Annotated in this window: 12 protein-coding genes; 9 read left to right on the forward strand and 3 right to left on the reverse strand. The window is 38.7% G+C overall.

The genetic code is table 11. From position 1 onward, the window contains the following. Positions 1-1087 precede the first annotated feature (1087 nt). Entirely contained in the window at positions 1088-2764 is a 1677-nt protein-coding gene (locus R2S57_RS22460) for a sigma-54 dependent transcriptional regulator (protein WP_316847188.1), read from the forward strand. A gap of 94 nt (positions 2765-2858) precedes the next feature. Here the strand turns inward: R2S57_RS22460 and R2S57_RS22465 are convergent, their stop codons facing one another. Continuing rightward, entirely contained in the window at positions 2859-3038 is a 180-nt protein-coding gene (locus R2S57_RS22465) for a hypothetical protein (protein ID WP_316847189.1), read from the reverse strand. 240 nt (positions 3039-3278) lie between these two features. Here R2S57_RS22465 and R2S57_RS22470 point away from each other — a divergent pair, with 240 nt between their 5' ends. From R2S57_RS22470 to R2S57_RS22490, 5 genes are all read left to right on the forward strand, one after another. Next, positions 3279-3611, forward strand: a complete 333-nt coding sequence (locus R2S57_RS22470) for a phosphoribosylpyrophosphate synthetase (protein WP_316847190.1) — start codon at positions 3279-3281, stop codon at positions 3609-3611. Between the two features lie 8 nt (positions 3612-3619). Further along, positions 3620-4864: an NAD(P)/FAD-dependent oxidoreductase gene (locus R2S57_RS22475; protein WP_316847191.1), complete on the forward strand. Its 1245-nt coding sequence runs from the start codon at positions 3620-3622 to the stop codon at positions 4862-4864. A 2-nt stretch (positions 4865-4866) separates the two neighbouring features. Then, a complete protein-coding gene (locus tag R2S57_RS22480; protein WP_316847192.1) occupies positions 4867-5139 on the forward strand; it encodes a UBP-type zinc finger domain-containing protein in 273 nt (90 codons plus the stop codon). Between the two features lie 194 nt (positions 5140-5333). Beyond that, positions 5334-5648, forward strand: coding sequence for a hypothetical protein (locus tag R2S57_RS22485; protein WP_316847193.1), 315 nt, complete (start codon positions 5334-5336; stop codon positions 5646-5648). Between the two features lie 111 nt (positions 5649-5759). After that, positions 5760-6305 carry a putative glycolipid-binding domain-containing protein gene (locus R2S57_RS22490; RefSeq protein ID WP_316847194.1) on the forward strand — a complete coding sequence of 182 codons (546 nt, stop codon included), beginning with the start codon at positions 5760-5762 and terminating at the stop codon, positions 6303-6305. A 6-nt stretch (positions 6306-6311) separates the two neighbouring features. Here R2S57_RS22490 and R2S57_RS22495 read toward each other — a convergent pair whose 3' ends face one another. After that, the gene (locus tag R2S57_RS22495; RefSeq protein WP_316847195.1) at positions 6312-6971 is read right to left on the reverse strand and encodes a class I SAM-dependent methyltransferase; all 660 of its coding nucleotides are present in this window, start codon (positions 6969-6971) and stop codon (positions 6312-6314) included. A gap of 180 nt (positions 6972-7151) precedes the next feature. Between R2S57_RS22495 and R2S57_RS22500 the strand changes: the two genes are divergently transcribed. The 3 genes from R2S57_RS22500 to R2S57_RS22510 all read left to right on the forward strand — a co-directional run bounded on the left by R2S57_RS22500 (position 7152) and on the right by R2S57_RS22510 (position 10066). Then, complete coding sequence (locus tag R2S57_RS22500) at positions 7152-8138, forward strand: AraC family transcriptional regulator (protein ID WP_316847196.1); 987 nt, start codon at positions 7152-7154, stop codon at positions 8136-8138. Between the two features lie 42 nt (positions 8139-8180). Next, a complete protein-coding gene (locus R2S57_RS22505) occupies positions 8181-9086 on the forward strand; it encodes a helix-turn-helix transcriptional regulator (protein ID WP_316847197.1) in 906 nt (301 codons plus the stop codon). Positions 9087-9166: 80 nt separating this feature from the next. Then, positions 9167-10066 (forward strand): oxidoreductase, encoded by a 900-nt coding sequence (locus R2S57_RS22510; protein ID WP_316847198.1) that lies wholly within the window; start codon positions 9167-9169, stop codon positions 10064-10066. Positions 10067-10432: 366 nt separating this feature from the next. Here R2S57_RS22510 and R2S57_RS22515 read toward each other — a convergent pair whose 3' ends face one another. Continuing rightward, positions 10433-11329, reverse strand: a complete 897-nt coding sequence (locus R2S57_RS22515) for a helix-turn-helix domain-containing protein (protein ID WP_316847199.1) — start codon at positions 11327-11329, stop codon at positions 10433-10435. Positions 11330-11426: the final 97 nt, after the last annotated feature.

Raw genomic sequence — 11426 nt, forward strand, 5'->3', positions numbered from 1 at the left:
GAAATAAATGTGTGTAAAGATTAGCTCTTTCAGAGGGGTGTCCGCAGGACGGGGTGTTTTTTAACCACCCACACACGATCATTTCTTCCAGCCTGTCATCCTGAGGTACGAAGGATCTGCAAGTTAAGAGACTTTACCTTTGCCAGCTTGTAGCGGCCAACATCGATTATTGCCAATCGGAAGCAGATTCTTCCTATCGTCAGAATGACAAAACCCCAACAGCATTATAGAGAAACCAATTCCATTTGTCTAAATGTAGTTTAACATTCTTTATAATTACGTTTTACTTTTATAAAATAAGATCTAGCTTTTATCAATAATGATTTACTTTTTAATGCAAGCAATTGTAGTTTTTGAAATAAAATTTAATTTTCTTTCAATTGTGTTTATAAATCTATCTATGAGTTTTAACTTTCTTTAAACTGCATTTGTGAAACTGTCAATGTAATTTAACTTTCTTTAAACTGCGTTTGTGAAACTGTCAATGTAATTTAGCTTTCTTTAAACTGCGCTTGTAGAAATTTAGATGTATTTTAACTTACTGTCAACTGCGATGATAAACCTATCGATGTAATTTAGCTTTCTTTCAACTGCGTTTGTAGAATTTTAGATGTAATTTAACTTACTGTCAACTGCGATGATAAACCTACCGATGTAATTTAACTTTCTTTAAACTGCGTTTGTAGAATTTTAGATGTAATTTAACGAATGCTCAACTGTGTTTTCATTCTCTCAGTCACCCATTATCTCAATCAATCATTCTGTCACTCAATCATTCACTAATTCAATCCTTCTCCCATTCAACTCCTTATATTTCGTATCCAAAATCGCCTTTTAGCGAAATATCGTGAGCGATTTATTGTAGCAGTGTTGATCTTATAGCATTAGCGCCATATTCTTGCCTTTGGCATGTTCTTTGAATTTGCGGGGTTTGAACCATAAGCAAACTAAGTCCTTATCGAATTAATCCTCAATCACGCTGTAATGGTGCATAATCAGTTGATTATCGATTGTATTGGCGATTGCATTAAAGTTCAACATCCAATCCCACGATTGATATTTTCGGGGAGATCAATTTTTGAAAAGAATGAGAAAACAGGAATCAGACTTGAGCGCCAATACGAATGTTAATGATGTTAAACCCAATTCTTATTTCGAAACACGGGCCAAAACAGTAGCGGAACAAGAAAAGGATTTTACACTAAAGGAGTTATTTCAAGGTGTATTTGCTAAACTACATCCCTTATTCTCGATTGACTGTGGCGCCTTAATCCTTTACAACAAAGAAATGGACCACATTACGAGGGCTTATCTCACTGAAACCATTTCAGGGGAAATATCCTGTGCCGAAACCATTTCTGATCCGGTTAGTCTTTCACTCATCACCAAAGAAATTTCGGATTTTGATTTTCCTGTGCTCAAATCGCGGCAAGACTGGATAGCCGACTTTGGCGAAAACCATTGTTTAACCAATCACCCTACCGAATACCATTTTCACTGTTATATTCCCCTGGAGAATAACGGTCGCACGCTTGGCACTTTCGAACTGCACAACCATAACCGTGAATTAAGTGCAGAGGGTTTGACTTTTTGCTGTAACATCGCCGATTTTATGGCCGGTTTGCTTGCGGTAATGGATGAAAGAAATGGATGTGTACCAAAACCGGCAACATTGCCCAATCAAGAGATTATACATAATCCCAAAACATCAGTACATGCTGAGGCGAAAATTAAACAGCTGGAAAATGAAATTGAAAAACTGAACATCCAACTGGCCGGATACCTTGTTTTTAAACCCGAAGTATCCGAAGAAATGCTTAGTCATTCAGAAATTGTAGGCAGCAGTTTGGAAATGCAGGAGGTGTACAAACTGCTCAATAGGATCGCCTCTTCAGAAACTACTGTCCTCATTTTAGGCGAAACAGGAACGGGGAAAGAATTGATCGCCAAAGCCATTCATGATGCTTCAGGCAGGAACCAGAAAACGATGGTAAAGGTGAACTGCGCTGCCATTCCGCCTAATTTGATCGAGTCAGAACTTTTCGGTCATGAAAAGGGAAGTTTTACGGGCGCTACCGAAAGGCGGATAGGCAAATTTGAACAGGCGCATAAAAGTACCGTCTTTTTGGATGAAATAGGCGAATTGCCGCTTGATTTACAGGTGAAGCTACTTAGGGTTTTACAGGAAAAGGAAATAGAGCGTGTTGGCGGCAAGATAACCATCGAAACTGATGTACGCATCATCTCGGCCACCAATAGAAATCTTTTAGCTGAAGTGGAGGCTGGAAGGTTCAGGCGGGATTTATTTTACAGGTTGAATGTTTTTCCGGTTTCATTACCCCCGCTTCGAAACCGCAAATCAGATATTCCTGTATTGGCCACCTTTTTCTTAGCGAAATTCGCCGAAAAATCGAATAGGAAGATCGAAGGATTTTCTAAAAAAGCAATTTCCTCCATGATGGCTTATAGCTGGCCTGGTAATGTGAGGGAACTGGAGCACCTTATCGAAAGGCAGGTGGTTATGGCAGAGGGAGATGTAATCAGGGATATTGAAATTCCTGGAAGTACGGAACAATCTTTATCAGCTGAAGGGCGTGTTAAAACCATTTCAGAAAACGAACGTGATCATATTTTCGCTGTACTGGAATTATGCAACGGGCGGATTTCCGGGAAACATGGTGCGGCAAAATTATTGGGTGTTCCGGCAACCACACTGAATTCGAAAATTAAAAAGCTTGGCCTGGCCAAAAAGCATATTTTTTAGCCTGCTGGTACTCAGTATTTGTGAGGGTATGGTAAATGGAGATATCTACTGAAATTTTCTAAAGATACCTCCATTTCTTAGGACAATGATTGCCCTAAATATCCAATTCGTAAGATGATCTGGAGGCTTTATCTGCCTGATCCAACAAATCGGCATCATGTTCAGCGGCGCTTTCATCACTGATGATTGTACTTTGATTTAATGCATCTTCTTCACTGGTTAATGCATCTTCTTTATCGTCAGATAGTTCTTCTTTATTTGGGTCTATAATCATGGCTTTTTTTTATTTAAAGATAACCATTTATATAGGTTGATAACCACTTTTTTGTATTAAATTTAATAATTAAGTATTGAGTTTGCGACCGATTTTATTCATAGAAAATTTCATCATAAATTTACTTTATATCGTGAGTGATTTAACGTCGATTTATGTATAACCTTTTGTAAACCAGTATTTTGTTTGTTGGATTGTTTTTTGTTAGTTTATTGTATCATCTCATCATCAAAAAATATTATGGATCACGATCATTTAAAACACATCGGAGAAATGACTTCACTTTCTGAAGTGATTAATGCCCTTGCTGAACAGGGCTACACTGTCGATTTTAATCTGAAAAGTAGTCAGATCAATGGCGGAGAAAATCCGATACAAGAATTTCCAGAACAATTTTTGATTGATAAACATTACCGTTTTGAAGGCGAATCTGATCCTGATGATGAGGCCATTGTTTACGCCATATCTTCTATTGACGGAAAAATCAGAGGAATCTTTGTAAACGGTTATGGAACGTCATCCGAAAACTTTGGCGAAGAGGTAATTAAACAGCTAAAAAACCGAACCGATTAAGATCCAATATGAACAAACTAAAGCTATATGGTAAGCCAGATTCTCCCGAAATTTATCCGATCAGGGACTTTTTAAAACGGAGTGTTGTTGATTTTGAATGGTTCGACATTACACACGATGACTTAGGCTGGGGGCAGGGGATTACCTCATTTAATAATCCTGATAAACAACCTGTAATCGAATTTCCGGATGGTAAAGTGATTGTAAACCCAAGCCTGGAGCAAATTGCCAGCAATTTAGGCTGGATTACGGAGCCTAAATACGCAGAATACGATCTTTCGATTTATGGCGCTGGTCCGGCAGGCTTAAGCGCAGCGGTTTATGCAGCATCAGAGGGATTAAAAACTGTTCTGATCGAACGCGAGGCGATGGGTGGTCAAGCAGGAACAAGTTCGTTGATCGAGAATTATCTGGGTTTCCCTGAAGGTATTTCTGGTGCAAATCTTGCGGAAAGGGCCAGGCAACAAGCACTAAAGTTTGGTGTCGAAATCCTGCTTTTAAGGGAGGGGGTTAAAGGTTCATTTTACGATAATAAAATTCATGTTGATTTTGCTACAGGCGAAAAATTAGTAGCCAAAACAAATATTTGCGCAACTGGCGTTGAATATGCCAGATTGGACCTTCCAGATGAAACCCGCTTCTTTCATAAAGGTGTTTATTATGGTGCTGGTGCTAGTGAAGCCTTTTTCTGTCAGGATAAAGACCTGTATATTGTTGGTGGAGGAAACTCCGCCGGGCAGGCCGCTACCTATTTTTCGGGATTTGCCAAACGTGTTTTCATGGTGATCAGAAAAGGGAATCTTGCCGATACGTTATCAGATTATCTGGTGCAACGGATCGCTACGATAAAGAATATTCATGTCTTGTATTATTCGCAGGTAACTGCATTGGAAGGTGATGATTATTTACAGCGGATCAAAATTGTAAATAGTCAGCTTGGAACTGAAGAATGGCATGATACCTCAAAATTATTCATTTGTATCGGTGGTAAACCAAATACCGAATGGGCAGTGGATACCGCAATCTGCAGGGATAAAAATGGATACTTATACACCGGAAACGACTTGCTAAGCTTGGATCAATATAAAATGTGCTGGGAATTGGATAGGCCACCATATCATTTAGAAACCAGTGTTCCAGGTTCATTTGCCGCTGGCGATGTGAGGTTTAATTCGGTAAAAAGAGTGGCATCTGCCGTAGGCGAAGGCGCTATGGCCGTTACCCAGGTGCATCAGTACCTCTCAAAATTATAATTATGGAAAACAACAATATATGTAGCCATATTCAGGCTGTAAAAGAACTAAAAACCGCAAAGGAACGTGTCTGCGAAGCATGTATAAAACAAGGTACCGATTGGGTACACCTGCGTACCTGCCAAACCTGTGGCGTAACTTTATGCTGCGATTCGTCGCCAATGCAACACATGTCGCACCATTGCCGAACAGAAAAACATCCGGTGATGGTCTCCTCAGAACCAGGCGAAAGATGGCTGTATTGTTTTGTAGATGATGAAATGGCAGAATATTAGTTTTTTAACAAACTCAGGTCTTTTAAAGTTGAGCCATCACTTGGAAACGATCAACTAAGTATCTTTTAGACTTAACGCATTAGGAAATATCAACTTATTTAGCGTTTTACTTAAACGTTTGCGCAAATAAATATCCTCAATTTCAATTAAACATTTGCTTTTTTTAACAACTTCGTTAAGCCGAACGGAAATATATGATAAAAAAGATAAATGTATTAGTTGATCTCCCTGATTTTGGCATTATAGATTTGCCTTTAGCGTACACATTGGGTGTGGAAAGCGGAAAGCCAGATGTATATTTAGCAAACTGTAAAGTACTACTGCATCATAAAAAACTTCCGAGCTGGTTGCATACACCTACTTTTAGCATTACATACACCAAATCTGCCGACGAAAGCGGGTATATGGTTTCCATTTGTGCCGATAAGGGAACAACAAACCTTTATCACGAAACGATGCTAAACATCGTATCTTCATACATTAAACGAAAAGAAGATTTATTGGTTTAGCGCAGATTACTATCAATTGTTGATCAATTCCTGCAGCGTGCCTGATTTGAAACAACGGTCGAAATTTTAGTAAAACCAAGTTTCGGTTAGGATTGTTCAATCCAGGTCATGATGGAGCGAAAAATAAAATGGAAAGGCTTGAAATACAAGACTCAGGAAGACTGTATTTTGAGGGAAACCGATGATGGCGTAGAGGTCATATCAGTCATTACCGGAACGGTTGAAAATAAATCGCTTAAATTGAAGTACAGGATTCTGGCAAATAAGCAATGGGAAACCTATTTACTGGATTTACATGTGGTATTGAACGGAAATGAAAGAACGCTTTTTCTGGAGAAAAAAGAAGGTTTTTGGCTGGTTAACAATGTGGTAGATCATCGGCTTGATGCTTGTGTAGATATTGATATTTCGTTAACACCTTTTACCAACACCTTACCGATAAGAAGGTTGGTTTTTAAAGGGCAATCGAGAAATAAAATTGAATTGATATACATAGATATTATCGCCAATAGGATCATGCCGGTAACACAGTATTATACCAAAATAAAAGATTCCGCTTATTTATTTGAAAATGGGACAAACACATTTTGGGCCGAACTAAAAACCGATTCGCATGGATTGGTGATTGAATACCCAAACTTATTCATCGAACAATAGGGAAAGCTATTTCTGGCCAGATACGATAATAAAAGGTCTTGTTATTGCTCTTCCATTTTTATCGGTTATTTCTTCTGTCTGTTCCTTCACCTCAATGTTTACAAAGCCTGCTTTGTGAAAAAAATCTTTCACCTGATTGATATCATAAAATGTAAAATCAACCTGCGTCCAGGGGAGATCTCCTCCAAAATTCTTTTCAACAAAGGCAATATCGAATTTCCCTCCAGGACTTAATACACGGTAAATTTCCTTGAAGAATTGCAATGGGTTTTCCCAAAAATAAAGGCTGTTTACTGAGAAGCAATATCCAAAGAAGTCATTTTCAAATCCCAATGTTCCATTTTTCTCAATTTTGATGAACTGGCTCCACTTCTCTCCATTGCTTAATGCATTGCTGGATAATACTTTCTGCAGCTGCGCTTCCGAAATGCTTGCGCTGTAGTATTGCGTTTCGTTTACTTTTTGAAATAAAAGAGGAAGATGTTCCATGAGATCAGAACCAATTTCCAATATTTGGATATCGGACTCCAATTCAAGCTTTTCTATGAATGAAAAGACGGCAGTATTGTTCTGGGGAGATGTATTATTCTTTGCCTTTTTAAGCAATGTGTTACTTGAATTATCCATCTGTTTGCCCGTATCTGTAAAAGCTATCTGCTCATCCATAGTCATATTTATGATCTCCTTTTGATGTATTTATGATGTTTCCTGGTAGGGGTAACAAGTCGGCAAAAGTGAATAATCTGCCTTTTATACCTTTACACTAAAGGGATTTTCTTTTACAGAAAATAGAATTGTTTAAAACCGTTTTGGGATAGTTCCGTTTTTTTTATGATAATTGCCTTTATGGGAATCAATGTTGGTAAGGATTATGGGAGCTGGAAAAAAGTAGGGGGCAGTTTTGACGAATTTCCGGTTAAGGAGCAGTTGGTAACAGAAAGGAAAGAGAAATACAGTTTCTCTTTTAGTGATGCAGAGCTGGTGCAGATCAATACCCCCGATATTTATATCGTAAACGGAGATATTCGGTTTAAACAGCATCAGATGTATTTCATGCCTACTTATGATGTGCCTGACATGATAAAATTGCGCTTTACATTATCTGGGAAGGGGACAATTTTTAATAAGGTTAACAATCAGAAATATAGTTTTGGTTCCAATCAGCAAAATATCATTTATATGCCCGAGCTGGATGGAACAGGCGAATACGATACTGATTGCAACTACCGTTTCTTCGAAGTGCATTTTGCCAAGGAAAAATTTCTACAACTCGCTGAACATTCGTGCAGAACACTTCAGGTTTTGGCCGAAAATATGGATTCAGGGCATTATGCACAGATAGCGGAACAAAATCTTCCCATTACATGGGCCATGCATAATTGCATACACGATATACTCAATTGTAATTATACAGGTGGACTAAAACTCATGTTCATCGAATCAAAATGCATCGAATTGCTTGTATTACAGGCGGAGGCTTTTGAAACAGCCACCGAACAACATAAACCACTGCAGTCTACCTATGAGCGAGATTGCCTGTATTATGCCAGAGACTATCTTATTGAACATATTCACCAGCCACCATCAATTACAGCACTTGCGAAATTATGTGGCATTAATGAATTTAAACTTAAGCAGGGGTTCAAAAAAATGTTTGATAACAGCATATTTGGGTATGTAAGTGATTACAGACTAAATCATGCAAAAATGTTGTTGACTGAGGGTACGCCCATAAAATCGGTAGCATTCGAAATGGGTTATTCTTCCGTTCAGCATTTTAGCAATGCCTTTCGGAAGAAATTTGAAACATCGCCCGGTAAAGTAAAAAGTTGAAAACACATTTTAGTTATGCTTTGATTTTTGTATTTTTATGCAATGAGAATAGTCGAACTCGATACTTTCTATAAACATTTTCCAGAACAGGAAAAGGCAGAATCAGCTAAGCATATTGGCCATTTCAATATTTTTAAAATTGAAGATATTTTAACGCCCGGCGGAAGCAAACTTTCTTATAGCCGCAGGGCTTTCTATAAAGTGAGCTTGGTGGTAGGGCACAGCAAGATTCATTATGCCGATCAATGCATAGAAGTGGAGGGAAGTGTATTGGTTTTTACCAATCCGATGGTTCCTTATTTTTGGGAGCGGATCAGTACAGCGCAATCCGGTTTTCTTTGTGTATTTACAGAAGAGTTTTTCAACCGCTTCGAAAATGTTAAGGATTTTGCTGTGTTTCAGGATGCAGCAAATGCGATTATTCCGCTAGATACAGCTGCAGCATCTTATTTTACTGCGCTTTTTGAAAAAATGGCAAACGAACTCAACGGTGATTATGCGCTCAAATATGATCTCATTAGAAATCAATTGACCGAACTGATTCATACCGCACAAAAAATGAGGCCTGCAACAGGTACTCCTTATACGGGAAGCAATGCCGCAGAACGAACAGCTCATCTCTTTAAAGAATTGCTTGAGCGTCAGTTCCCGATTGATCTGAGCAGCCAGGTTATTCAGCTCAGGTCGGCTGCCGATTTTGCCAATCAACTTAATCTGCATGTTAACCACCTCAATAAAAGCGTTCGCGAAATTACCGGTCGAACTACCTCCCAACTGATTGCAGAACGGATTCTGCAAGAGGCGAAGGTATTGTTGAAAAGTACAGACTGGAATGTTGCTGAAATTGCATGGAGTTTGGCCTTTAAAGAATCCAACCATTTCTCGGCTTTCTTTAAAACCCATACCGGATTAAGTCCGGCAAAATACAGATTGGATCAAAATGATTGATTTTTGTATGTATTGATTTCTTTTTCGTATTTCATACGGATATATATTACAGAAATTTGTCCTGTTAAAATCATAATATCATGTGGACAAATAAAAACATCAGCAATCAAAGCGGCCGCACATTTTTAGTTACTGGCGCCAATTCAGGGATAGGATACGAAACCACCAAGGCTTTATACGAAGCTGGTGCTCATATCATTATGGCCTGTAGAGACATTGATCGTGCAGAAGAAGCGAAAGAAAGTATCCGTTTAGTAAATGCAGCAGGGAGTTTGGAAGTCGTTAAGCTTAATCTTTCCAGCCTGAGTGCCATTAAAGAATTTTCAGATCAAATCATTAAAAATCATCATAAAATCGATGTCCTGATCAATAATGCTGGGGTAATGCTTCCACCGGCATCTAAAACCGACGATGGTTTTGAACTTCAGTTTGGCACTAACTTTATTGGTCATTATGCCCTTACGGCTTATCTATATCCGCTTTTAAAGCAAACAGCCTATTCACGCATTGTTACCGTTAGCAGTATGGCTTATCTTCATGGCAAAATTGATTTCGATAATCTGAAATCAGAAAGAGATTACGAACCCATGCGCGAATATGCGCAAAGTAAACTGGCCAATATTTTGTTCACCGTAGAACTTCAGCGTCGTATTGAGTCTGCTGGCGATGCTGTGGTTTCGATCGCTGCCCAACCTGGTGCCAACAAAACTGAATTAACAAGGCATATGTCGGATGTAGACTACCGCGCAGCAGTAGAACGCGTTGGTGAATTAATGGAGCCATGGCAAGGTGCTTTGCCATCACTTTATGCTGGAATTTCTGCCGATGCTATTCCAGGCAAGCTTTACGGACCGGATCAGGATGGTGGTTATCGCGGTTATCCGGCAGAATCGCCAATCACATCAAACGGTTTGGATACAGCAGTTGCGAAGCAGTTATGGGATTATGCTGAAGAGGTTACGGGGATAAAGTTTCTTTAAAGGATTGTTATCCTGAATTCTTATTCATTTCAAGCGGAGTATAACAGGGTTGGTAAACAATCGTGTAGAAAGGCTAAATATATTTTTTTGGAAAGCAATTGCAGAAGCTTTTAGGTTATTGTAGTCCGGCTCCCGTTTCTCTCGACTTTTAGGTTGGGATCCGTTTGATCGCGTTTAGGTGGCATGAATAGTACTACTATTGTGGGTAGAATAAACCCGACCGACAGTGTTATCCCGATTTCTTCTATCGGGATTAAGCAAAGGGCGGGATTGCAGTAACCGACTGGCACAGGTCCTGCTTTCCAAAAAAATAAAAGAATTAAGTTGAAAAATACTATTCTAGCTTGGGTGGCTCACCAATTATCTTTACACCGCGATATTATTCGACATTTTATATTCGGAAGGCGTAACCCCTGTTTGTTTTTTAAAATACTTGCCAAAAAACGAAGAATTACTAAAGCGAAGTTCAATCGCTACTTCCGAAATATTCATTACATGGCTCGTTAACAACAGTTTTGCTTCCCTCACTACCATTTCGTCGATAATTTCTCCTGCAGTTCGGTCTGTAACCTGTTTAACAACCTGCGATAAATGTCTCGGTGTAATGCGTAAACAGTTGGCATAATAAATTACCCTTTTTTCCTTTTTGAAATTTTCTGATACCAGCGCCAAAAAACGGTTCGTTAGTTCAGTACGGCTGTTGTGCACCAAAGGAAAGGGCTCCTTCTGTTTGTTTTTTAAAAGGAAAATATCATAAACGAGTTCCAAAAAGCTGTTGTGTACAATGTTTTTGATCTGTGGGGTATCTTTAGAAACATTTAGTTTTTTGTGCAGCGCCAACATATCGTAGTAGATAAACGTATATTCCTCTTTTGATAAAGAAAATTTATGCGATTGAATATCCTGCGACATGCGATAGGTTTCGCCGCTGTTGAAAAATATGCCCTTGTTTTTTAAATAATTTTTATTGAAGTGAATGCTGATAAAAGCTACGCTGCTATTATCTATAATTTCATAAACAGAATCGGGCAGAACCAATAGAATATCCCTTTGGTTCAGTACATGGTCTACAAAGTTGATCTTGATATTCAGCTGTCCTTTGGTGATGAGAATTAAGGCATAACTCGATATGCGGAATGGCTCCGAACTGCAATAATGGGGATCGTTGCTATTATGGATTTTCGCCATCAACCCATCGTTTAGCGAAAGTGCTTCCTCATGGTTTTTTTCTGAAAAAGTTTTATTAAGTAACTGTTGTTGCATAAAATCGTTCAGCGGTTTTTTAATAATTTCTTAACAGATATGATCACTTTTTGCACACCAATTCCAGCCATCTTTTTATAGATGGATTTCGCCCTTT

The organism is Pedobacter psychrodurus (assembly GCF_032678585.1).
GTDB lineage: Bacteria > Bacteroidota > Bacteroidia > Sphingobacteriales > Sphingobacteriaceae > Pedobacter > Pedobacter psychrodurus_A.

Bases quoted from the DNA above. Each gene is read 5' to 3' on its own strand.
- R2S57_RS22460 (WP_316847188.1), top strand. From the start codon at position 1,088: ATGAGAAAACAGGAATCAGACTTGAGCGCCAATACGAATGTTAATGAT.
- R2S57_RS22480 (WP_316847192.1), top strand. From the start codon at position 4,867: ATGGAAAACAACAATATATGTAGCCATATTCAGGCTGTAAAAGAACTA.
- R2S57_RS22465 (WP_316847189.1), bottom strand. From the start codon at position 3,038: ATGATTATAGACCCAAATAAAGAAGAACTATCTGACGATAAAGAAGAT.
- R2S57_RS22495 (WP_316847195.1), bottom strand. From the start codon at position 6,971: ATGGATGAGCAGATAGCTTTTACAGATACGGGCAAACAGATGGATAAT.
- R2S57_RS22510 (WP_316847198.1), top strand. From the start codon at position 9,167: ATGTGGACAAATAAAAACATCAGCAATCAAAGCGGCCGCACATTTTTA.
- R2S57_RS22505 (WP_316847197.1), top strand. From the start codon at position 8,181: ATGAGAATAGTCGAACTCGATACTTTCTATAAACATTTTCCAGAACAG.
- R2S57_RS22475 (WP_316847191.1), top strand. From the start codon at position 3,620: ATGAACAAACTAAAGCTATATGGTAAGCCAGATTCTCCCGAAATTTAT.
- R2S57_RS22470 (WP_316847190.1), top strand. From the start codon at position 3,279: ATGGATCACGATCATTTAAAACACATCGGAGAAATGACTTCACTTTCT.
- R2S57_RS22485 (WP_316847193.1), top strand. From the start codon at position 5,334: ATGATAAAAAAGATAAATGTATTAGTTGATCTCCCTGATTTTGGCATT.
- R2S57_RS22490 (WP_316847194.1), top strand. From the start codon at position 5,760: ATGGAGCGAAAAATAAAATGGAAAGGCTTGAAATACAAGACTCAGGAA.
- R2S57_RS22515 (WP_316847199.1), bottom strand. From the start codon at position 11,329: ATGCAACAACAGTTACTTAATAAAACTTTTTCAGAAAAAAACCATGAG.
- R2S57_RS22500 (WP_316847196.1), top strand. From the start codon at position 7,152: ATGGGAATCAATGTTGGTAAGGATTATGGGAGCTGGAAAAAAGTAGGG.